The following is a 22,735-nucleotide window of genomic DNA, read 5'->3' on the forward strand; positions in this document are numbered from 1 at the left end:
ATGCAATCTAACATAGGATTAGTATTGGAAGAAAAGGCCACCAGCATTGGTAATTTTATGGTTGGCAGATTACTTCCATTTAAACAAAAGAGGGCGGTAGGTCCATTTCTATTTATCGATCATATGGGACCCGCTTGTCTTAAAGAGCATCAAAACGTCGACGTTCCTCCTCATCCACACATTGGGATATCTACTTTAACCTATTTGTTTGAAGGCTCCATTTTTCATCGGGACAGTCTAGGGAATGCGATCGAAATTAAACCCGGTGAAGTAAATTGGATGACGGCTGGTAAAGGCGTGGTTCACTCTGAAAGAACGCCTGAATATTTGAGAAAGGATGATAAATTCTTACATGGGTTTCAAATATGGATTGGCTTGCCAAAGGAGTTAGAACAATCGGATCCCTCCTTTCATCACATCAATAAAGAAGAAATCCCAACTTGGGAAGAGAGCGGTATCGCCTACAAATTAATCGCAGGAGAAATCATTGGCAAAAAGTCTCCGGTGCCGACTCATAGTCCATTATATTTCCTAGAAATCAGCACGAAAGAAGCGCAAAAAATCACTATTGGAGATAAATTATTTGGGGAGGTAGGGATGTATGTTCTATCCGGATCAGTAAAAATTGAGGGGAATGATTATGGTAGCAAGCAGCTACTTGTGGCCAAAAATGCTTCCCTCTGTGAATTTGATACAAATGGAGAGACGACGCTCTATCTTTTTGGTGGTGATCCTTTTCCGGAAGAGCGTTTTATGTTTTGGAACTTTGTACATTCCGATAAAGAGGTTTTAGAGCAAGCGAAAAAAAACTGGAAAGAACAGAACCTGGAGGCTTTCCCAAAAATCCCGAATGATGATCAAGAATTTGTTCCTCTCCCAGAAAGCAAGTTCAAAATGAAATCATAAGCTCTTTCTCCCAAATCAAGAACTTTTGAGCTAAAAGGAATTTTTGAATTCAATAGGAAACCTTCTAAAAAGTCCTGGAGCAATTAATTAAAAGATGCCCTAAAATCGAGAGGAGAAAGATTTGTTTTGTTTTTAAACAATTTGCTAAAGGACTGCGAGTGTTCAAAACCTAATTCAAAAGCTATTTCTCCAACGGATAAATCCGTGGCAGAAAGTTTCTCTTTTGCAATCGCAATTAGTTTTTCATGAATGTGATTTTGCGTACTCAAACCTGTTAAAGATTTTAAGCAATTGGAAAGATAATTAGGAGTAACATTCAGCTCATTTGCGACAAACTGCACGGTAGGCAATCCTTGATTTCTCAAACTATTCCTTTTGAAATACTCATTTAGCACATCCTCCAAGCGAGTAAGTAAGCTATGATTTTGCTTCCTTCTGGTAAGAAACTGCCTTTCGTAAAAACGCTCAGCATAATTCAGTAATAATTCGATTTGAGAAATAATTATTCCTTGGCTAAACTGATCAATTGAAGCCTGATATTCCAGCTGAATATTCAACATTAATTGCTCCATGATCTGTTCCTCTTTTTCGGATAGAAAAAGAGATTCTGTTACTGCGTATTCAAAGAAAGAATATTCTTTTATCCGCTTCGCCAAAGACGTGTTCCAGATAAAATCAGGATGGATCAGCAAGATCCACCCTGATGGCTTTTTATTCGGATCACTTTCTAAATACGCTACATTCAATATCTGATTGGGAGCAAAAAAAGACATCATCCCCTCGTCAAAATCGTACTCCATTTGTCCGTAACGGTATTTCCCGGGAACATCCTTTTTAATAGAAATAGAAAAATAGCCAAGAAGCCAACTCACATGATTGTACTCAGGAAAGTACTTTACAGTGCTATAATCTATCAAACTTACCAGAGGATGCAAAGGAGGTTTCAAACCTCTGAATTTGTGGAATTCAGAAATCGAATTAACCTTGACTATAGGAGTACTTTTCATACAAATATTGATTAAAGAAATATTCCACCGGAAACTTCGATTCGCTGCCCATTGATCCAGCGGGCATCTTCGCTGCACAAGAAGGCTACCACTCCTCCAATGTCTTCCGCTTCCCCAACTCTTCCCAATGCCGTAGCACCAGAAATCAGCTTTCTTTTCTGTTCGTTATCCCGGTTTTCTCCTCCGCCAAACTCAGTTGCAATAGCACCAGGAGCGACTACATTTGCTCTTATTTTTTTACCTGCCAGTTCCTTCGCCAGATAGCGGGTCAATACATCCACTCCACCTTTCATGGCTCCATAAGCAGAGGAATTAGGAAGGCTAAATCTTGACAATCCTGAAGAAACATTAATGATGCCTCCTCCCTCGCTGAGGAAAGGAACAGCCTTTTGTGTGAGAAAATATACTCCTTTTAAATGAATGTTTGCCATCTCATCAAACATGGCTTCGGTTGTATCCAAGAAAGGAACATACAATCCCGTTCCGGCATTATTGATCAGGAAATCAAATGTTTCGCGCTGCTTTTCGCTTTGTAGGTACTCATACAGAACCGTAAAAAACGCATCAAATCCTTTGATATCACTGGTATCCAATTGTAGAGCTTTCGCAGTTTGCCCCAATTCCTGAATTTGAGTAACAACTTCATTGGCAGCTTTTTCATTGGTATGGTAGGTAATAATTAAGTCATTTCCTTTTTCGGCCAACCGAAGAGCCATATCTCTTCCCAATCCGCGACTTCCTCCTGTTACTAAAGCTATTTTTTTTCTATTCATTTTATCTGTTGTTTTTGTTTCTACAAATCTCAGGTAAATACTGTTCCGAGGTGTAGCCAAATCTAGGAATGATGTAGCCAAATTCATGAATTTAATAAATTGAAAATGAACTTAGTCCAAGAGACAAAGAATGAAAAATAAGCTATCCATGTGCAGTTATCATTAGACAATAAGTAATTAGCATTAACTTGACTTTTTACCAGTTGTATATATTGGTATTTCTAAAATGATTTTTGAAGATGAACAAATTACCTTATTATTTTTCTGCCTTGATTTTTTTAATCGCTTGTAAAACACCACCCAAAGAAAAATTCGATTTACTGATCACCAATGCTACTGTCATAGACATCGCTGGCGGTCTAGTCTTACCCGGTAAGTTGATCGGTATCAATGGAGATACGATCCGAATGGTATCTGATATGGAATCTGTGAATTCGTTTGAATCTGAACAATTGATAGATGCAGAAGAACAATATGTTATGCCGGGTCTATGGGACAATCATGTGCATTTTCGAGGGGGCGATTCCCTTATTCAGGAAAACAAAGATTTGTTACCGCTTTATTTAGCTTTTGGAGTCACTACAGTAAGAGATTCTGGTGGAGACATTACGCCAAGTGTACTTCAATGGAGAAAAGAAATAAGAGAAGGTAAGCTCGTAGGGCCTAACATTTTCACCTCTGGGCCAAAGCTAGATGGGGAAGAATCATTTTGGGCTGGTTCAATTCCCATTTCAAAAAAGGAAGAGATCCCGGCAGCATTAGATTCACTGGAAAAGTTAGAAGTTGATTTTGTAAAAACGTATGATAGCCCTTTATCTCCAGAGCTGTACTATGAAATAATAAAGCAGGCAGAGCAGCGGGGGCTAAAAGTTACTGGTCATGTACCATTATCCGCAAACCATTTTGAGGCTTTGGAATATGGGCTTGACGGAGCCGAACACCTTTTTTCTTTTTTAAGTCTTGGGTCTCCTGTAGGTGATAGTTTAAGGGAATTGAACAATAGGTTTAATATGTTCCCAGAGGTTGCCTCAACTTTTGATGAAGACATCATGAATGAAGCCATCACCAAAATGGGTTTTAAAGAATTTTATGTCATGCCTACATTATATGTATCTCAAGTATTATTGGAATTGCATGAAAAAGACACCTCAACTGACAACATTTTACCTTTAATAGGACCTGGAATTCAAAAGACCTATGAAAGAAGGATTAATCAGGCGAAAAACAGAAGCCAAGAAGGAAGACAATTAATGGTAGAAATGGATATTCTAGAGAGAAGTTTAATAGCCCCCATGCACCATTCGGGTATCACAATTTTGGCGGGTTCTGATTGTGGCCCCTCAAATTCCTATGTTTATCCTGGAACCGCTTTACATAGTGAATTGGCTTTGCTTGTAGAAGTAGGTCTCAGTCCCCGTGAAGCTTTAGCTGCCTCCGTCATCAACGGCCCCAAGTTTTTTGATTTAGATAAATATTATGGAAGTGTTGAAGCAGGAAAAGTAGCTCATTTGATATTTCTAGATAAAAACCCACTCGAAAACATCGAAAACACTAGAAGTATCAGTAGGGTCGTAAAAGGAATCAACTCCTACGACCATACAGAACTTCAAGACTGGAGATCCCCCTTCAAATAGTTACAATTGAAGGGGTTCCATTTATTTTCAGGTTTAAAACCCTGTGTTTACCATGTAATATTTTTCAGGACATGTATTTCATCCCCCCTTTCGGCGTAGTCAAATCACTCTTGGCACTGGGTGTAGTTTGCAAACTACAACTAGTGCGTGTCTGATACCTGAGAGTAGTATTTTGATTGAGTTTACATTTAAAAAAACTACTTATCCAGTTCTCCCTCAATCAACTCCAAAATATCATCTATATCCTCAAGCAGAGGTTGATAATGATTTGTTTTTGTGGCCTAAGAGGGTTCCAAGGTGTAGCCAAATCTTGGAATGATATGGCCAAAAAATGTGATTTAAATCTTCTGCCCTATTTCGGAAAACCTGTGATCTAATTGAGTTTTCACAAAAAATACCCAGTGTTGGGTATTGCGATATAGAATTTAGTTGACGTTCTTAGGAATTCTAAAATCGGCAAAAGTTTATTAAATTAATTTATTTTCAAAAAAATTTTAAAATGATTGTTATCAATAATTTAAGGCCATTAAAAAATAAGATTTATAAAGCCAATTGGTAAAGTTTATACAAGCCTAGTTTACTAGAGTAATATCAGAAAATGAATTAGTAGAATTTGAATTAAAACTATTAAATTCAATCTTGAAAGTACAAATACTTTAGCTTGCTTAAATGCGAAAATAATGACAAGAGGTTATAATAAAGCTAATTTTCAAGAAAACTAAGTTGGATTTTTGAATTAAAAGAAGTTAAAGAAAGACCTTGTGTATTTCTTAGTCATAAGAAAGAGGATAAAAATGAATGTAGAAAAATAGCTGAATATTTAAAAGAAGCTGAAATAGATTACTATTTAGATGAGTTAGATGATGACTTACAACAAGCAGCTGCTCTAAGAAATGCAGAATTTATTACAGAAAGTATTAAAAAAGGTATTAGAGAAAGTTCTCATATGATGGTAGTTGTTTCTGAGAAAACATATAAATCTCAATGGGTTCCTTTTGAAATTGGATATGGTCATTCTGCAATATTGGATAAAGGATTACAAGAAGGAATCAAAGAGAATAAAATTAAACTTTCAGTTTTAACATTGAAGGATATTTCCGAAAAGGACCTTCCTGATTTCCTTCAAGTTGCATATGTCATAAGGGGAATCAAAAGCTTAAATGATTATCTTTCTAAGGTTACTAAAAGATTAGAAAAGTCATCATATAATGAAGGTAGATTATTTTCAAATAATAAAATAGGACACCCATTGGACAATGTGTTAAATTGGAATTTGTAAAATCCCCTTATTGTAGTCAGATCATCATTGGTTCTAGGTATAGTCTGCAAGCTATATCAATTCAGAATAATTGAAATAAAAAAATATTAAATCCAAATTTCAATAAAACTGAATTTTTATAAAATCATTTTTGGCAAAAAATTCAAATTTATCCTTCATATTATTCAAATCTTCATATTGCTGGATTAATTCATCGGTAAAATTAATTTTAAAATCTACTACATATCTTCCATTAAGGTCAATTCCTCTGCTTTTTATATATTCTAATACTGAACGGCACTTCATTAGCTGAAAATGAAAACTATAATCTTCATTTAAAACCCCTCTTTTATCAACCTCTTCACTTTCTGAAACCTCTCTAAGTTCTTCTAATATATCATTTAACGTTTTATAATTATTAAAAGCTTCGATAATTTCAGTTGTATCTTTAGGAAGATTTTCAAACCATATTCTTTCCTCATTCGTAAGAAAAGAATAATAATAAGGCACTTCCAACTTTATGGAAAGTTCGTCTTCAATACTTAATACATAGATTAAATAATCCAATTCTCTTCTTGATTGAGCGTTTAAATTAAATTTATCAAAATCAAAATATATAGTGAAATCCCATTTAGTCAAGGATCCTATTTTTTTAATTTTATCCACCCTTTGCGCTTCAAACAAGGTATCGAGGACAGATTGAGCTTCCTTCAATTTTGATTTAGCTTCTTTATTTATATTTAGGACTATTTTTGCGGATTCTGTGTTATTATCTATCATTTTTTCAGCTAAAAGTTTTCTTTCTTCCGCTAACTGAATTGATAAGAATAAATATATTGATAAAGATAATAAAAGTATTATCCCAATATTTCTAGTCCAGATCATTTTACGATAGTTGCTTACCTCTAAACTAGCAAGGTCCTTTGCTGCTTTACCATGCAATTGCGCAGCGAGTTTTAATATTTCTTTTTTGAAAATAGGATTCTTAAGAGTAAGGTCTAAATCTGTCCTCATGTTACGCAAATCAACGTAGAAAGGCTCTTCCTTAAAGGAATTTTTTAGAACAGGAGGTAATGAAACATTTTCCTTTTCACTCATTTTGTGAAAATCATCTTCCCAATTTAAGTGACCATCAGATAGCACAATTAGTAGGGATTCTAAAGACTTTGTATTTAACCAATATTCGATTTCTTTATTTACCCATTTTGACTTGGCTGACCTTGGAGATGCTATATAGATCAAATATTCTGAATCATCCAAAGCCTGTTTGATATTAGACCAAAGGTGTGGGGTTATAGAGAGATTGGTCTCATCTCTAAATAAGTCAAGATTTCTTAGTTTATACCAAGGTTTGGCAAATCGCTCTAAGGACGATTGCAAGGCAGGTGCCAATTGTCCATCCGAAACGTGAGAATACGAAATAAAACCATTATACTTCATTTAGATGGATTGATAATTGAAGAAAAACCATTTTTCATTTCTTTTAATGAATATTAATTTATTATATAAAATTATATTTAATTTGAATATTGAAAAAATATTAATATCAAGTTAAAAAATTTAAATTATTGAGTTTAAAAAGTACGAATCTAAATTATATAAATTACATCTCTTTTTCTTATTTAGCCTTTCCCCTCCTAGTAAGGCAGCTCTTGTTAATGGATGTAGTTGCAAACTACACCTATTGCCTTTCTCAGGCTTTAGATGAATATTTTGATTGAGTTTACAATTAAAAAAACTACTCATCCAGTTCCCCTTCGATCAACTCCAAAATATCATCTATATCCTCAAGTAGCGGTTCATAATGATTTGTTTTTGTAGCCTCAGAGGTTAGCATAAAAATCAGTAAATCATTTTCAAAAGCCCGGGAATCCAGAATTCCCAAGTTGCTCTGCAGATTTGATTCAGCTGGAATATCAAGCGCCTGACTCAATCCGGTTTGCTCAAAAATGGTCAGAATACTGTAATCCTCCGTTCGAAATAAATCCAAGACATCCTCCCGCTGACTACTCAGCTCAGCTTCTTGCCTTTTGATATCATCCATCGTAGCGAGCCAAGAAGTCAATTTTTTCCGCAGCTCAATGCTGGAGATATTTTTCAAATTTCCAGAGTTGATGAGTTCGTTTAAAAATGAATTATTGGCATTGAAAGAAATATCATCCGAGAAAGTGCCAAATAGTAATTCTGAAAGCCTCTGATCGGTGGCTTGACCTGATTCCGAATGGATAAAATTCAGGATTTCCCTGGCCCCATCCAGATTCTTTTGGTTGACAGCCAGCAACTCGGTTAATTTCATTTTGCTCACCTGAAACTCAAATCTTAAGCCCTCTAGATAGTTCTGTTCGTTATTGGAATCTATCCTTCGGAGGTTTGCATTATTGATAGCTAAAGCGATTAGAATCCCTATCACCACCAGCACAATCTCCCCTAGTGCATAAATCAGGTAATTATTAATCCTCTTTTCTTCAACTAGCTTCAGGCGAATTTTTCTAAAAAATTTGATCATTTATTATTCTGTTTAATCCCTTTAAGATAAACAGTTTTGCGGAAAAGGTTTTTGGAGGCATTTGAACAAATTCCCTGTCGTAAAACCGCCATTTTTTGACGGAACTTAACCTCCTAACTGAGACAGGATTTGGATAATTTTAAGTATTGAAACAAAATCAAAAATCAAGATGGCACTAATAAACCCCTACATTAACTTCAATGGAAATGCGGAAGAAGCATTTAATTTTTACAAAGCGGCTTTTGGTGGAGAGTTCGCAAACATTATGCGGTTCAAAGACATGCCTAGTTCGGAGCATCCCATTTCAAAAAAGGAAGCAGACAAAATCATGCACATTGCACTTCCTATTGGTGGAAATATTCTAATGGGAAATGATGTTCCTGAATTTATGGGCAAGGTCAATGAACAGGAAAATCGCTCCAAAATCTCGATCAGCGCTGAAAGTAGAGAGGAAGCCGACAGATTATTCAATTCACTTTCCGCAGGTGGATCGGTGGAAGTTCCCATGGATGACAGCCCCTGGGGCTCCTATTTCGGCATGTTCCGGGATAAATATGGAATCGAATGGATGATCGATTTTGATCCAAAATTTAATGGAAAACCATAAAAAATAAGCCTCGTGTCTCCACGAGGCTTTGCTAATTTTTTAGAAAAGAATACCTATTTGATCATTTCCTTAATCACAGGAGCCGCTTTTTCGTCAGGATATTCCAAACCCAACAATTTGAATACAGTACGCGCTACCATCGCGGATTGCCATTGACCTTCTATTTTCATTTCGCCGGTAGCGGGCGTATCAGGCCCCATCGCTGCCATCCAGATTTCTCCTGCCTCCAAAATGGATGAACCATGACTTCGCCAGCTTGTTTTGCTGGTACCTCGTCCATGATCTACCCCGATAATCAGAGTAGTTTTATCCTTGTATTGGGGATCAGACTGGATAAATTCCCAAATCTCCTTGATATAAGCATCGGTTTGCTTTGCTGACCAGATGTACTCATCGTAATGATTCTCATGTGCCCAATCATCCGTTTCTCCATAGGCTATGTACAGCACCTTCGGCTTCTTGGATTTTAAAGCGGACATCGCATAGCTATGTGTAAAAGGATCCAACCTCACTCCTCCCCAAGGACCACGAATTTCGCTTTGTAATTTGTTGGTCAGGATTTCTTCTGCAGTCAGATCATCTCCTTCCGCAATATCAAAACCCGCATTGACTGGAACTCCGCTTCGCTCTTCATTGACAATGTAGGGGAAGACATCCCAGGAACCGAAAGCCATCACCTTTCCCTGGTATTCCGGCATCGTGTTTAAATACTCCAAAAGTGTCACGTTGGGATTATTGATTTTATCATTACTGTTGATACGTTCATCATCTGCAAAACCACTCAAAAACTCATTATAACCCGGATAGGAAAACCACATGGAGTTTTGGTTATTCACCTTGTTTCCATAAGCTCTATTTCCATAAATCTGACCCTCTTTGCTGATTGTATTCCAAAAAAACGGAAGTAACATCTCTCTCCTTTTCAAAGGGTCGGAATTCCAAAAATCATCCAATAAAGACCCTGGGCTTTTGATCATGCCTGTATCATTCACCATGAGTGAATCCGCTCCTTTAAAAACTTCCTGCCATCTCAATCCATCAAAGGTGATTAGAATAACATTTTCGGTTTTGTACTCTTGCGCCAAGGACACCTGAGCCATGGAGAATACGGCTAAAAGTAAGAGGCCTGTAAATTTGATCTGTTTCATTTTCTAGAATTCGTCTTGATGAATGTTTGTAAAAGAGGTATTCCCCATCTTAGAGCTACCTCCAATGTATTCAATTAATGCCAAAGCTATTACTTTCACATCAAGCAAGCGTCAAATTCTGATTAACAAAAAGTGAACATTCGTACTAACAAAAATTAAAACACATTCTCCTGTTATGGAAGTAAGTTAAAGCCTCCCTTTATTAAAATTTTAGAATTTTCATTCAAATTGGAATTTGGAAGCACTTCTACCAACTCGTCATTCTGACGCCCCAGCTCCACCTTCACTTTGGCTAGTTGAAATCCATTATCAACGGTTCTTTCCTGAACCAACACATAATCTACTCCTTCTGAACTTACGATGGCAGTGGAGGGCAGGGACCAGGCTTCTTTAGGGTTAAGCTTGATTTTAGCTTCCAAAAACATCCCCGGTACCAATTTTCTTTCCAAGGCTTCATCCAAAACATGGGCATGAACTGGGATAAATCGCTGTTCGCTAATCGCTTTTCCAACCATATGAATTTCCGCCGCAAAGTTCTGCCCAGGCATATCTGGAAGTGTAAAACTCACTTCCTGCCCTTTCTCCATAAAAATCGCATCCTTTTCAAAAACATTGAGCTCAACATGGATATGCTCAGTATTGATCAAGGTAGCAGCTTTGGATGCTGATGGAAGAAATGCCCCAGGAACCGTATGAATACTTTCCACAAAACCTGAAATGGGTGAAACCACAGGGATCCGATCTTGAATCGTCTCGGCTGTCAATGAGGAAACATTGATATGAATCATCCCCAACTGCTTCTTTAAACTTTCCGCCTGCGCCAAGGTGGTTTGGTATTCAGATTCTGCTTTTAAATAACCCTTTTGCGAAGCGATTTTTTCATCATAAAGGGTCTTTTGTCTTTCAAATTCTTCTTTTAAATAACTCAACTGGCTTTTCGCCTCCAGGTAATTTTGCTGCAAGCGAACAAACTCAGGGCTTTCTAGATAAAAAAGGACTTCTCCTTTTCTGACTTCCTGCCCCTCGATCAATTTAAGACCATTGACATAACCACCATAGAAAGGCGTAATATCTTGGATGCCTTCAACGGGAACTTTCACTTCACCCTGAACTTTCACTTCCTCAGCGAAATTCTGATTTTCTAATGTACCCCATTGCATATTCATGGATTCGAACTGCGGCTGCGTAAGAATAATGCTATTCTCATCACCAATTGAAGACATTACTTCTATTCCTTCCCCATCATCCTGATTACTAGAATTGCACTGGGTAAATAGGACTACTCCAAAGGCCAGTCCCAAGCGGATCATTAAATTTGATTTTATATTTTCCATCAGTTGATGAGATAATTAAGTTCTAATACATTCATTTGATAGCTATATCGACTTTCAAGGTATTGCAGCGTGATATTGATCGAGTTTTCCATCAACTGTACATACTGTAAAAAATCAATTTCTCCTTCTTGAAAGGATCGCTGAGCCTGCTCCATGAGTTGGGTTGCCAGCATCTTTCCTTCCTCTTGGTAATATTGGATTACCTCTTGGTTTTGATCTAGCTTATATTGAGTTTGAGCATATCTGGAATCCAATTTCTTTTGATAGTTCAAAGCTTCCAGTTCCATCATTTCCTGTTGAAACTTACTGGCTCTCACATGTGACCTTTGGGCTCCAAAAAACAACGGAACTGTAATTCCCCCCTGAAAACCAGGGTACACTTTAGACCCTACTCCAGAGTTGGTTCCCCTAAATACCTCAAATTGTAAATCAGGAAGTAGCTTTCTCTTTTCCACCTGAACCTGATGGCTTGCTTGTACTAAAGCACTCTCGTAATAATTGACTCCGGGATGAGATTCCAAATCAAAATTCATGGTATCCTCTTCAGATAGTGAGGTAGGTACAATTTCCAATTCTCCTTCCCAATTCAGTAAGAGCTTCAACTGCTCCATGGAAACTTGGTAATTTTGGGAGGCTTCTTTCAATTTCAATTCAATTTCTCTTTGCTTTCCGGAAGCCGTTAATTTTTCCAGGTAATTAGTTTCTCCCAGTTCAAACCTTCTATTGGAAGCATTGGCAAACTCGCCATACAGGCTATCTAAATAAGTAAAGTGATCTCCAATTTCCTTCCAGTGAACTGCGGTCAGATAGGATTTACTTACTTCTCCCTGCAACATTCGTTTCTTAATCTCTAGTTGATTTTGCTCCATCTCTAACTGGTCTTGAAGCACATTTTTCTGTGCTGAATACAAGGTCGGAAAGGCAAAATTTTGGCTCAATCCTATTTTCCAGTTGGAGATTCCATTCTCGGCGATATCATTTTTATCTTCTGAATAATACAGATGGGTTTTATCCAAATTCCAACCTGCTTTAGTTCCCACATCCAGAGCTTCCAGATTTTTCTCAGCGGCTTGATAGCCTAGGTTATTTTCTAAAGCTATAGCTACCGCTTCTTCCATGGTCAACACCTGATTTTGATCCTGAGCCTGAGATAGGCTGATCATACCAAAAAAGAGCAAAATAGAAGTCACAACACTTTTGGTTTTGAGGCCTGAGTTAAAGCTCGACTGCTTAAACCAAACATATAATACGGGCAGCACAATCAGCGTCAATAATGTCGCAGAAATCAATCCCCCTATTACTACCGTAGCCAAAGGCCTTTGCACTTCCGCTCCTGCTGATCCTGATATGGCCATAGGTAAAAAACCTAACGCAGCGGCCGAAGCAGTAAGCAAGACGGGTCTGAGTCTTTCTTTGGCCCCTTCCCTCACCAATTTCTTTAAATCTGTATAACTGGATTCCATAGACTTAAAATGTTCTATTAATACAATTCCATTGAGTACCGCAATCCCGAAAAGAGCGATAAAACCCACCCCGGCAGAAATACTAAATGGCAAATCTCTTATCCATAAAAGCAGGACTCCTCCAATGGCAGAAAGTGGGATAGCGGAATAAATCATCAGAGCATCCCTTGCAGAGGAAAAAGCAAAATACAAAAGCACAAAAATCAAGAATAGGGCAATAGGGACAGCAATTAGTAGCCTATTCCTTGCCTGTTGAAGGTTTTCAAACTGCCCTCCATAATCAATTCTATACCCGTCCGGAATATCAATTTGCTCTCTAATGATAGCCTGAACATCATCTACCACAGACTGCAAATCACGATTTCTAACATTCACTCCTACTACAATTCTCCTTTGGGTGTCATCCCTGGAGATTTTTGCGGGGCCTTTGGTATAAGATATTTTAGCAAGTTCGGCCAATGGAATACTTCCTCCACCGGGCACTAAAACCGGAGCTTGCTCCAAGTTTACAATGTCCTTCCTGAAATCTTTTTCAAAACGGACCACTAAGTCAAATTGCTTTTCCCCTTCAAACACTTTCCCTGCAGAGGCTCCGGCAAAGCCCATGGTCACGATTTCATTGAGATCAGAAATATTCAGGCCATACTTGGCAATCTTACTTCTGTTGTATTCAATTTTCATTTGAGGTAATCCATCGACTTTTTCTACCACTATATCAGCAGCACCTTCCACGTCTTGAATAGCAGCTTCAATCTCCTCTGCCACTCGTAGTAGCTCATCCAAATCCTCACCAAAAATCTTAATTGCTAAATCTGCTCTCACTCCGGTAATCAACTCGTTAAAGCGCATTTCTATCGGCTGAGTAAATTCAAACTCCAATCCCGGAATCACTTCCAATGCTTTTTTGAATTCATCCGCCAATTCATCCTTGGTTTCCACCGTGGTCCATTCCGAAGGAGGATGCAAAGTCACGATCACATCCGTTTCTTCCATGGACATAGGATCTGTGGGGATTTCCGCGGCACCAATTCTAGTCACTACCTGATTGACTTCAGGAAACTTTTTAAGAACCTGCTCGATTTTAGTCATGGTCTCCACGGTGTTTGAAAGTGTGGTCCCCGTTTTCAAAACTGGTTGAATCACAAAATCACCTTCATCCAAAGTGGGAACAAACTCGGCTCCCATACTCATAAAAAGAAAGACAACTCCTATCAACAGGGCAGCAGCCGAACCCAAAACTATCTTGGTATGATCCAACGCCCATTTAATTGAAGGTTCATAAACCTTATTCACCTGTCGGATCAATCGAGTTGAAATATTCTTAGGTCCAGGAGGAGTACTTTTCAAAAAGAGGGAAGAAACCACGGGTACATAAGTGACTCCTAAAATCATGGCTCCAATCAAAGCAAAGCTAAACACCTCTGCCATGGGTCGAAACATCTTCCCCTCCACTCCGGACAAGGATAAAATTGGGATGAAAACGATGATGATGATGATTTGCCCAAAGATGGCTGAATGCATCATTTTGGATGCTCCTTGAAAGGTAATCTTATCTTTTTCCTGCTGGATTTCAGTTCTGGATTTACCAGAAAAATTATGGTGAACTTGTGTGAATTTAAAGGCGATAAATTCTACAATAATCACGGCACCATCGATGATAATCCCAAAGTCAATGGCCCCTAAACTCATCAGGTTGGCATCCACTTTAAAGATATACATCATGGATAGCGCAAAGAGCAAACTCAAAGGAATCACAGAAGCCACAACCAATCCCGAACGAAAATTCCCTAACAAAATCACCACTACAAAAATCACTATCAAACACCCTTCAATCAGGTTTTTGGAAATGGTATTGGTGGTTCTACCTACCAGTTCGGATCGATCTAAAAATCCATTGATAACAATTCCTTCTGGAAGACTTTGTTCCATTTCTTCCAGTCTTTCTTTGACCCTTTCAATGGTACCTTTGGAATCAGCACCTTTTAGCATCATGACCTGACCGAGTACTTTCTCCCCTTCTCCATTGGCAGTAATAGCTCCAAATCGGTTAGCATGCCCAAAGCCTACATTGGCAATATCTCGAATCAAAATTGGAGTGCCATCTCTTGATTCTATCACGATGTTTTCGATATCTTCAAGAGAGGTCACCAAGCCTTCTCCACGAATGAAAAAGCTCTCATTGGTTTTCTCAATATAGCTTCCTCCTGCGATGGAGTTATTTTGTTCCAAGGCTGTAAAAACAGTGGAAAGTGGGATTTGCATAGACTTCAACCGCTCTGGATTGATCGACACTTCGTACTGCTTCAAAAATCCTCCCCAAGTATTCACCTCCACTACTCCTTCAATTCCTGAAAGTTGCCTTCTAACTATCCAATCTTGAATTGTCCGTAAGTCGGTGATGGAATACTCAGCCTCATACCCGGGCTTCACATCGATGATATATTGAAAAATCTCTCCCAATCCTGTGGTAATTGGGCCCAGACTAGGTTGACCAAACCCCTCAGGAATACTTTCCTTGGCAATCTTTATTCTTTCCTCAATCAGCTGCCGGGGAAGGTATGTGCCCATTTTATCTTCAAAAACGATCGTCACGACCGAAAGCCCGAATTTAGAAACAGAACGAATTTCTTTGACTCCCGGAAGATTAGCCATTTCTAATTCTACCGGATAAGTCAGGTACTTTTCAACATCTTCCGTCGCCAAATTTCTTGAGGTGGTAATCACCTGAACCTGATTATTGGTAATATCAGGAACGGCACCGATGGGAATGTGGGTAAGAGCATACACTCCAAACCCAATCCAAGCCGCTATAAATAAAAAAACGATGAGCTTGTTGTGAAGGCTCCACTGGATAATCTTGTCTAACATAACATGGAATTAGCTGCCGTAAAATTCCAATATTAGTTTTTGGTAAGACTTTACTAATTCTTAAGATTACCTTAAATATGTTGTTAGGTCAAAAAGTAAGACGAAAGGTACTTCCTTCCTCCTTATCACTCATTACGCTTATTTTGACGCCTGTCTCTAGGGCCAGTTTTTTGACAATCGCCAAGCCCAAACCAGTCCCTGGAATCACTTTTTCTAAAACTTCAGGATCACGATAAAAAGGGTCAAATATCTTAGAAAGAGACTCTTGACTAATTCCTGGCCCCTCATCTTTCACCAAGATATATCCCTCTCTATCCGTTTTACCTACAACCAGATTCACAGTCCCTTGGGTATATTTGACGGCATTTTGGATCAGATTATTAAGAATCATTTGTAAGGACTTTTCACTGACATGTACAAAAATCGGGACCGAAGACTCAGGAATAAACTGAACATCACGCCCTGTTTCAAGCTTTGCCTGATCTGCCAGCTCTTCCACAAAAGAGATGATCTCTACCTCATCTTTGGGTGAAATATTTGCTTTCTCCACTCGAGCCAAGGCCAGTAGTTGGTCAATCATAGAAGACATGCGGTCAATACTCGTTAAGGCCGTTTGTATCTTTTCTACATATTGCTCAGAGGTCCTGGGCTTCCTGATCAACACCTCTAACGTTCCCCGTAAAACAGAAAGTGGAGTCCTCAATTCATGAGATGCGTCTGAGGTAAATTGCTTTTCCCTGATCATGGACTGCTCCAACCTATCCAACAGTTCATTGATGGATCGAGTCAACTGACCTATTTCATCCTCCCTGTCTAAAATGGGCACTCGCTCATCCAAGCTACTTTGAGTAATTTGATTCGTTTTATGAATGATTTTCTGAATAGGTTGTATGCTCTTCCCAGCTAAATATAGCATGATCAGATATAAGGAAATCAAAATCCCCGGATACAATACCAGTAAAATCAATCGGAGCTTACTGAGCAATTCACTTGCATCTTCAAAGGAAGTGGCCACCAATAAATAGCCTTCCAGTTCCCCTTTATTTTTTAATAGAATTTGTTTCTGCCTGACTTCCTGATCGCCAATTTTAATGGTCCAAGCGTCTTCATCTGATCCTCTTCCAGGAAAGTATTTTAACCTATTATTCCTCAAGTTGGGAGACTTATCCATGGAGTTACCTTCCAAGTCTACAATCTCAATAAAAATGGGATTCAACTGTATTTGCTGGTGTTCTTGTTCCTGCCATTCGTCTTTATGCATGAATTTGATTACACCATTTTCCAAAAATATCTGCCCCACATGCTTTTGAGTCTCTAATTCCAATTCCTTGTCGATATTTTGTACAACCGTGAAGCTTACGACGAGGTAGATGATAGCAAAAACCACCATCACGATTAATGCTGTCACCAAGGTCAACCTTCTTGCTATCTGCTCTTTGTAAGACCTTCCTTTCATCGTTCTTTTGCTATATATCCTACTCCTCGGATCGTCTGTATATAATCCTCATCTTTTTGCAAATCCAGCTTTTTTCGAAGAGAATTAATAAATACATCAATTACCCCTGTGTTATAATCGAAGTGAATGTCCCAGACGCTTTCGATGATCCTCGTTCTCCGGCAAACTTTGTTTTTATTACGCATGAGGTATTCAAGCAAGGCAAACTCTTTTTGGGTCAACTGAATTTCCTGCTCATTTTTCAGCACTATGTGACGCTCAGTATCCAGCACAATCGGGCCTAAAGTGAATTTTTCTTTGGCACCTTTTTTTGCTCTTAACTGTACCCGGATTCGCTCCAAAAGCTCTTCAAAATGAAAAGGTTTTTTGATGTAATCATTCGCTCCAGATTGCAGACCAAAAATAGTTTCATCTACTGTATCCTTGGCAGTCAGGAAAATGATGGGGGTGTCTGAGAACTGCTTTCTAAATTGTCTGGTCAATTCTATACCGCTGATACCTGGAAGCATCCAATCTAAAAGTAGCAAATCATAGGACCCTGACAGTGCCAACTCAAGTCCCGACTTGCCGTTATCAGCCAGATCCACGGCGAAAGCCTCTTCCTCCAAACCTTGCTTAAGGAAATTAGAAATACCCGGTTCATCCTCAACAACCAAAATCCGCATCAGCTTAATTAATTTTCATTGAATAATCTCTGTCATTTTCCTCTTTGACAGATGGAAAATAAATCAAATCTCTAAAATTTAAGCTCATTTAGTCTGAACTCACTCTTAAGATTCCCTTAAAAGTCATCTAAAAAAGAGATTTAACAATTTCATTTTCAATCTTATGCAAAAAGAAAGACCTTTTGAAAATTTTCAAAAGGTCTTTCATTATTAAGCAACTTCCAATTTTCTTGCTTGTGTCTTCTTCTTTTTTGAAGGCTTCTTTTTCTTTTTATTCAGCCAAATCAATGTTCCAGTTATTGGCAAACTTGTGGCAACCAAACAAGCTAAAAACCATATAAACTTAGTAAACTGCCCATAAATATCTCCAGTGTGAAGCGATTTTACCGATCTTCCAACTTGCTGTCTCCATGGCAAATCTGAGAATAGATTAGCCTCCTGGACTGATAAATCAGCGGTATTTAATTTCAATTGATCAGATCCTGCTCTTGCAAAAAATCCCGTTCTATACTTACTAACAGAGACCGTATTATCTCCTTCTTGAGGCAAAGAGATTCTTAAGGTTCCCTCATAAAGTAGTTCTTCATTTACTTTTGAAATCAACTCATCCAAGGTAAATACCCCTGCAGCACTTTTTATCACTTCCTCTTCAGCAACTTGTTCTGAACGCTCATTTGATTTACGGCTGGTATCCCAAGTATTTTGCCAACCCTCTCTATACCATGAAAAAGACCAAAAAGGACCTGTCAACCCCATAATGAGTAGAAAAATCAAGGAATAGAAAGCTAATGTATTGTGCAAATCATGGTTGACTCTCTTCCAGTTTGCATTCCATTTTACTTTCAAACCCTGTCTCCAATTTTTCACTTTCTTTGGAAACCAAATTACAATCCCTGTCAAAACCCCTAAGGTAAAAAGCAAGGTTGCCACACCATTGATAAACCTACCTAGTTCTCTATTGGACATGCTCTCCAGGATAGGAGTCTCTATTTTATCTATCAGCAACCAGCGGTGTAAGCTAAACATATAGCCCATGAACTCAGAAGCTGCTGTTTCAGGGCGTGTTCCCCCTAAAATTTCAGCAGTATAGGGATTGACGAAATAGCTGCTTCCTCTTCCCTCTTCACCTTCTTTTTTCAGAGTAAACTGTACACTTTCACCTTCCTCATCATTCCAGTTGATTCCGATCACTTTAGATTGCTCAGAGCTTTCCAACTTTGTCTTAATCTCCTCTGGCGACATTCTTTCACCAGTAGCCTCTACATGGTATAATTCAGGACTGGCCATTTCCCTAATTTCTGAATTATAAACATAGATGGTTCCACTGAAACAGACTAGGATTACAACGATCCCAGAAATCAATCCTGCCCACAGGTGAACCTCATTAAAAATATGCCGGACTGAATTCCAAAGGGTTGATTTTCTCATGGTTTAAATAGGAGTTGATGGTATGATTATTTCGACCTTGGTTGGATGAAGCACCAAATTTAATAATCTCAATTGTTATTTAGACTAATTCCAAAGTATTTTTTCAAAAAAGTTTAGAATCAGTCTAAATATTTATTTTTCCATCAAATTCAACTACATTCAAAATCCAGAAAACCAATAATCACCCAAAAATGAAAAACCTCCTCTTTTTAGGATTCGCGTGCTGTTTTATGTTGCTTTTATCATGCTCAGAAAATAGCAAGGAAACTCTTCAGCTAAATCCAGAATTTGAGAAATTACTGAATGCCCATGGGGATTGGGAAAAATGGATCAATGCAAAGGCCATGAGTTTTTCCATGATTCATGAAACCACCTTGACTCAGGAAAACTATTTTGTCAATCTGGAATCAAGAAAAATCAGATTAGATGAATCTACTTTCAGTATTGGTAAAGATGATACGGGAACTTGGGTGAGCCCAAGAAGAGAAGCATTTGGAGGAAGATCAGTAGACTTTTATCATAACCTATACTTCTATTTTTATGCCATTCCTTATGTATTGACAGATCCGGGAGTCAGAGTTCTTCCTGTGGAAAACAAAACTGTAAATGGCACTTCTTATAAAACCCTACATGCTACAATGAACCAAGGGGTGGGTGAAAGTTCGAATGATCAATTCTACCTTTTACTTCATCCAGAAACAGGAAGACTGGAATATCTATTATACTCAGTCACCTATTTTGATGAGAATTCACAGACTTTAAATGCCCTTAAATACGCTGATTATAGAGATGCTGATGGATTGGTATTCCCTAGGACTCTCACAGGATATGTTTATGAGAATGACTCTACTAAAAACATGAAGTATCAAGTGAGTTTTGCAGACGTATTGATTCTTGACGAACCCTTTGAGGATTCCATCTTCGAAAAACCTGAAAACGGAGTTTATGCTGATTAGGCCTCTATAGGGTTATCCCTGCTTTTGCTCCTGCTTTTGATGGGTGAAATTATCCTTCGTTCTGAAAAAATTCTCATCGACCAAATTAGAAATGTTATTGATTTTGATCTGAAGATTATCCAGATATTCATGAAGGCCAGTATTAATAATATCAGTTACCTCACAATACTCCAATTTTGATCTTAATTCACCCATAGCCTTTTCAGCAGAGTTTTGAAACCCACCAGAAGAATTCCCTGAAATACTCAAAAGACATCTTTCTGATTCTTTTAGGCAATAATAAATCGAGCGTGGAAAGTACTTATTGAGCACCAAAAATTCCACTACCCCGGAAGGGTCAATATTTCCATAAATTCTACGGTAGGAGTTAAACCCTGTCACAGACTTTAACAAGGCCATCCAATGCAAGAAATCCAAAGGCGTACCAACCTCACTTGGAGAGGGTAATAGAATGTGGTATTTCACATCTAAAATTCTGGAAGTCTGGTCAGCCCTTTCGAGAAATTGTCCTAATTGTCTAAAAAACCATCCCTCTGCTCTTGCAACGGTATTGTCTGCAATGCCATATATCAGAAGAATCTGATTTTTTATTTTCTCAAAAAAGTCTCGTGGGTCTTCTCTCTTCCAAAGCTTTTTCTCCGCCCCATGTTTGATCATGTAATAAAGTTCATTTACTTCTTCCCAAGTTTCCTTGCTAAGGCTCTCACGAATAATCCTGGCATTTTCTCTGGAATGGTAAATGGTATTGACCATGGAATTGGGATTCTTCGCATCAAAAGCCAAAAAGTATAGTACTTGCTCTCGAGAAAAGGTCTCATGGGTTTCCATGTACAATTTGAGATCCCCTGTTGCAGCAATTAATGGTTGCCATTGTTCTTTAAGACCAATAGGCAGGTCCTGCATCAAATTAAAATTCACATCAATAAAACGCGCATAATTCTCTGCTCGCTCTAGGTATCTCCCTAGCCAATAAATATGATTTGCTACTCTACTAAGCATTTTTTTTTAGTTATATAAAACCCAAGTATCCTTACTACCCCCGCCTTGTGAACTGTTCACTACCAGTGAGCCTTTTTTAAGTGCTACCCTTGTCAAAGCTCCTGGAATTACTTCAATTTCTTCTCCATAGAGAATATATGGTCTCAAATCCACATGCCTTCCAGAAACTCCTTCATCAGTCAAAGTTGGAACTGTGGAAAGTGACAATGTGGGCTGTGCAATGTAATTAGTCGGATTGTCTTTAATTAATCCTCTGAAGGTCTCATGTTCTTCTTTCGTCGCCTTTGGACCTATCAACATTCCGTACCCTCCAGCTGCGTTTGTTTCTTTGACCACCAGATTTTCAATGTTCTCCAAGACAAATTTCCTATCCTTTTCTTCCCTACATAAGTAAGTGGGAACATTGTTTAATATAGGCTCTTCATCCAAATAATATTTGATGATCCTTGGCACGTAAGCATAGACTGCTTTGTCATCCGCCACACCTGTTCCCGGAGCATTGGCAAGACCAATATTCCCAGCTTTGTAAGCATCAAAAATTCCAGGTACGCCTAGCATTGATTTTGGATTAAATGTCAAAGGATCTAAAAATGAATCATCGATCCTTCTGTAGATCACATCAATTTGCTGTAGACCTTTGGTGGTTTGCATGTAGACTTTTTTGTCCTCCACAATCAAATCCACTCCATTCACTAATTCCACTCCCATTTGAAGGGCCAGATATGAATGCTCGAAATAGGCTGAATTGTATATTCCTGGTGTCAAAACACCAACTACCGGTTTAGCTTTCCCACTTAAATTTTGAAGCATTTTCAAGAGCTTCATGGGGTAATCGGAAACAGGCATTACCCCTTTTTGATTGAACAGCTCAGGATATACTCGTTTAATGATTTCACGACTTTCAAGCATATAGGAAACTCCAGAGGGGCACCTTAGATTATCCTCCAAAATGTAAAACTCTCCATTTTTATCCCGTACAAGATCTGTCCCTGTAATGTGGCACCATATTCCTTTGGGTGGTGTCAAACCTATACAAGGCTCTAAATAGTCCTTACTTTTTAAAATCAATTCCGATGGGACTACCCCATCTTTTAATATTTTTTGCTCATTGTAGATATCCTGTAAAAACAGGTTGAGCGCATAAATTCTTTGTTTTAAACCTGCCTCTAATTTTTTCCATTCTTGGTTGGAAATGATCCTAGGTATAATATCCAAATGAAGAATCTTCTCCATGCCTTGATTGTCATGGTAGACATTGAATGTCATCCCCATGGCCAATTGTGTTTTATTGGCTGAAGATTGAAGGTGATTCATCTTCTTTGAAGAGGCTTTTTTTAAAAAATTAGAAAACCCATCGTAGTGTGATCTCACTTCCCCATCAGGTGTAAACATTTCGTCGTAATGCTCTCCTGCATTATATCCTTCTGTATTCATGTATCGTTAGCCTTTAAAATTAGAGGTCAAATAATATAGCTCAAAATAGATAAATTTCAAAATTTCTTATAATTCACGGTGAAATTTTTACTGATTTTAGGTTTTTACCATCTTTTTTTCAAAAAATAGATTAAATCATTAAAACAAACGACAACTAAAACAATCAAACATTTGTTTTGAACTTTACAAATTTGACTTAAATATTTATCAATATAAATCGATGTCTGGTAAGTTCATGAATTCATTTTAATTCTTTAATAACAAATTTATCCCATCAGTTAAATAGTGTATTT

The 22,735-nt window shown here is 38.0% G+C and carries 17 protein-coding genes; 5 read left to right on the forward strand and 12 right to left on the reverse strand.

What is annotated here, in order from left to right; genetic code table 11:
* Complete coding sequence (locus tag ALPR1_RS15630) at nucleotides 1-906, forward strand: pirin family protein (RefSeq protein ID WP_008202134.1); 906 nt, start codon at nucleotides 1-3, stop codon at nucleotides 904-906.
* An 83-nt stretch (nucleotides 907-989) separates the two neighbouring features.
* On the opposite strand, the gene ALPR1_RS15635 is transcribed toward ALPR1_RS15630, so the two are convergent.
* Entirely contained in the window at nucleotides 990-1,913 is a 924-nt protein-coding gene (locus tag ALPR1_RS15635) for a helix-turn-helix domain-containing protein (protein WP_008202136.1), read from the reverse strand.
* Nucleotides 1,914-1,924: 11 nt separating this feature from the next.
* Nucleotides 1,925-2,686 (reverse strand): SDR family NAD(P)-dependent oxidoreductase, encoded by a 762-nt coding sequence (locus ALPR1_RS15640; RefSeq protein WP_008202138.1) that lies wholly within the window; start codon nucleotides 2,684-2,686, stop codon nucleotides 1,925-1,927.
* 239 nt (nucleotides 2,687-2,925) lie between these two features.
* Here ALPR1_RS15640 and ALPR1_RS15645 point away from each other — a divergent pair, with 239 nt between their 5' ends.
* Nucleotides 2,926-4,320, forward strand: coding sequence for an amidohydrolase family protein (locus ALPR1_RS15645; protein ID WP_008202140.1), 1,395 nt, complete (start codon nucleotides 2,926-2,928; stop codon nucleotides 4,318-4,320).
* A 727-nt stretch (nucleotides 4,321-5,047) separates the two neighbouring features.
* Nucleotides 5,048-5,599 (forward strand): toll/interleukin-1 receptor domain-containing protein, encoded by a 552-nt coding sequence (locus ALPR1_RS20575; RefSeq protein WP_083796181.1) that lies wholly within the window; start codon nucleotides 5,048-5,050, stop codon nucleotides 5,597-5,599.
* Between the two features lie 99 nt (nucleotides 5,600-5,698).
* Here the strand turns inward: ALPR1_RS20575 and ALPR1_RS15655 are convergent, their stop codons facing one another.
* Together ALPR1_RS15655 and ALPR1_RS15660 are read right to left on the reverse strand one after the other, a co-directional pair.
* Nucleotides 5,699-7,018: a toll/interleukin-1 receptor domain-containing protein gene (locus tag ALPR1_RS15655; RefSeq protein WP_008202145.1), complete on the reverse strand. Its 1,320-nt coding sequence runs from the start codon at nucleotides 7,016-7,018 to the stop codon at nucleotides 5,699-5,701.
* A gap of 298 nt (nucleotides 7,019-7,316) precedes the next feature.
* A complete protein-coding gene (locus tag ALPR1_RS15660; protein ID WP_008202147.1) occupies nucleotides 7,317-8,084 on the reverse strand; it encodes a hypothetical protein in 768 nt (255 codons plus the stop codon).
* 169 nt (nucleotides 8,085-8,253) lie between these two features.
* On the opposite strand from ALPR1_RS15660, the gene ALPR1_RS15665 reads away from it, so the two are divergent.
* Nucleotides 8,254-8,691 carry a VOC family protein gene (locus ALPR1_RS15665; RefSeq protein WP_008202149.1) on the forward strand — a complete coding sequence of 146 codons (438 nt, stop codon included), beginning with the start codon at nucleotides 8,254-8,256 and terminating at the stop codon, nucleotides 8,689-8,691.
* A 53-nt stretch (nucleotides 8,692-8,744) separates the two neighbouring features.
* Here ALPR1_RS15665 and ALPR1_RS15670 read toward each other — a convergent pair whose 3' ends face one another.
* The 6 genes from ALPR1_RS15670 to ALPR1_RS15695 all read right to left on the reverse strand — a co-directional run bounded on the left by ALPR1_RS15670 (nucleotide 8,745) and on the right by ALPR1_RS15695 (nucleotide 19,053).
* A complete protein-coding gene (locus ALPR1_RS15670) occupies nucleotides 8,745-9,839 on the reverse strand; it encodes a hypothetical protein (RefSeq protein ID WP_008202151.1) in 1,095 nt (364 codons plus the stop codon).
* 173 nt (nucleotides 9,840-10,012) lie between these two features.
* Nucleotides 10,013-11,173: an efflux RND transporter periplasmic adaptor subunit gene (locus ALPR1_RS15675; protein WP_008202153.1), complete on the reverse strand. Its 1,161-nt coding sequence runs from the start codon at nucleotides 11,171-11,173 to the stop codon at nucleotides 10,013-10,015.
* The gene (locus tag ALPR1_RS15680; protein WP_008202155.1) at nucleotides 11,173-15,504 is read right to left on the reverse strand and encodes a CusA/CzcA family heavy metal efflux RND transporter; all 4,332 of its coding nucleotides are present in this window, start codon (nucleotides 15,502-15,504) and stop codon (nucleotides 11,173-11,175) included. Before ALPR1_RS15680 ends, ALPR1_RS15675 begins: the two co-directional genes overlap by 1 nt.
* 88 nt (nucleotides 15,505-15,592) lie before the next feature.
* Nucleotides 15,593-16,960 (reverse strand): sensor histidine kinase, encoded by a 1,368-nt coding sequence (locus ALPR1_RS15685; protein ID WP_008202157.1) that lies wholly within the window; start codon nucleotides 16,958-16,960, stop codon nucleotides 15,593-15,595.
* Nucleotides 16,957-17,625, reverse strand: a complete 669-nt coding sequence (locus tag ALPR1_RS15690; protein WP_008202158.1) for a response regulator transcription factor — start codon at nucleotides 17,623-17,625, stop codon at nucleotides 16,957-16,959. Before ALPR1_RS15690 ends, ALPR1_RS15685 begins: the two co-directional genes overlap by 4 nt.
* A gap of 210 nt (nucleotides 17,626-17,835) precedes the next feature.
* On the reverse strand, nucleotides 17,836-19,053 hold the full coding sequence (locus ALPR1_RS15695) for a PepSY-associated TM helix domain-containing protein (RefSeq protein ID WP_008202159.1): 1,218 nt from the start codon (nucleotides 19,051-19,053) through the stop codon (nucleotides 17,836-17,838).
* Nucleotides 19,054-19,244: 191 nt separating this feature from the next.
* On the opposite strand from ALPR1_RS15695, the gene ALPR1_RS15700 reads away from it, so the two are divergent.
* On the forward strand, nucleotides 19,245-20,009 hold the full coding sequence (locus ALPR1_RS15700) for a DUF6503 family protein (RefSeq protein ID WP_008202160.1): 765 nt from the start codon (nucleotides 19,245-19,247) through the stop codon (nucleotides 20,007-20,009).
* Nucleotides 20,010-20,021: 12 nt separating this feature from the next.
* On the opposite strand, the gene ALPR1_RS15705 is transcribed toward ALPR1_RS15700, so the two are convergent.
* Together ALPR1_RS15705 and ALPR1_RS15710 are read right to left on the reverse strand one after the other, a co-directional pair.
* Complete coding sequence (locus ALPR1_RS15705; protein ID WP_008202161.1) at nucleotides 20,022-21,008, reverse strand: alpha-E domain-containing protein; 987 nt, start codon at nucleotides 21,006-21,008, stop codon at nucleotides 20,022-20,024.
* Between the two features lie 6 nt (nucleotides 21,009-21,014).
* On the reverse strand, nucleotides 21,015-22,442 hold the full coding sequence (locus ALPR1_RS15710; protein ID WP_008202162.1) for a circularly permuted type 2 ATP-grasp protein: 1,428 nt from the start codon (nucleotides 22,440-22,442) through the stop codon (nucleotides 21,015-21,017).
* Nucleotides 22,443-22,735: the final 293 nt, after the last annotated feature.

It is taken from the genome of Algoriphagus machipongonensis (assembly GCF_000166275.1).
Taxonomy (GTDB): domain Bacteria; phylum Bacteroidota; class Bacteroidia; order Cytophagales; family Cyclobacteriaceae; genus Algoriphagus; species Algoriphagus machipongonensis.

Bases quoted from the DNA above. Each gene is read 5' to 3' on its own strand.
- ALPR1_RS15710 (WP_008202162.1), bottom strand. From the start codon at position 22,442: ATGAATACAGAAGGATATAATGCAGGAGAGCATTACGACGAAATGTTT.
- ALPR1_RS15695 (WP_008202159.1), bottom strand. From the start codon at position 19,053: ATGAGAAAATCAACCCTTTGGAATTCAGTCCGGCATATTTTTAATGAG.
- ALPR1_RS15660 (WP_008202147.1), bottom strand. From the start codon at position 8,084: ATGATCAAATTTTTTAGAAAAATTCGCCTGAAGCTAGTTGAAGAAAAG.
- ALPR1_RS15640 (WP_008202138.1), bottom strand. From the start codon at position 2,686: ATGAATAGAAAAAAAATAGCTTTAGTAACAGGAGGAAGTCGCGGATTG.
- ALPR1_RS15675 (WP_008202153.1), bottom strand. From the start codon at position 11,173: ATGGAAAATATAAAATCAAATTTAATGATCCGCTTGGGACTGGCCTTT.
- ALPR1_RS15670 (WP_008202151.1), bottom strand. From the start codon at position 9,839: ATGAAACAGATCAAATTTACAGGCCTCTTACTTTTAGCCGTATTCTCC.
- ALPR1_RS15685 (WP_008202157.1), bottom strand. From the start codon at position 16,960: ATGAAAGGAAGGTCTTACAAAGAGCAGATAGCAAGAAGGTTGACCTTG.
- ALPR1_RS15630 (WP_008202134.1), top strand. From the start codon at position 1: ATGCAATCTAACATAGGATTAGTATTGGAAGAAAAGGCCACCAGCATT.
- ALPR1_RS15665 (WP_008202149.1), top strand. From the start codon at position 8,254: ATGGCACTAATAAACCCCTACATTAACTTCAATGGAAATGCGGAAGAA.
- ALPR1_RS15680 (WP_008202155.1), bottom strand. From the start codon at position 15,504: ATGTTAGACAAGATTATCCAGTGGAGCCTTCACAACAAGCTCATCGTT.
- ALPR1_RS15690 (WP_008202158.1), bottom strand. From the start codon at position 17,625: ATGCGGATTTTGGTTGTTGAGGATGAACCGGGTATTTCTAATTTCCTT.
- ALPR1_RS15700 (WP_008202160.1), top strand. From the start codon at position 19,245: ATGAAAAACCTCCTCTTTTTAGGATTCGCGTGCTGTTTTATGTTGCTT.
- ALPR1_RS15645 (WP_008202140.1), top strand. From the start codon at position 2,926: ATGAACAAATTACCTTATTATTTTTCTGCCTTGATTTTTTTAATCGCT.
- ALPR1_RS15655 (WP_008202145.1), bottom strand. From the start codon at position 7,018: ATGAAGTATAATGGTTTTATTTCGTATTCTCACGTTTCGGATGGACAA.
- ALPR1_RS15635 (WP_008202136.1), bottom strand. From the start codon at position 1,913: ATGAAAAGTACTCCTATAGTCAAGGTTAATTCGATTTCTGAATTCCAC.
- ALPR1_RS15705 (WP_008202161.1), bottom strand. From the start codon at position 21,008: ATGCTTAGTAGAGTAGCAAATCATATTTATTGGCTAGGGAGATACCTA.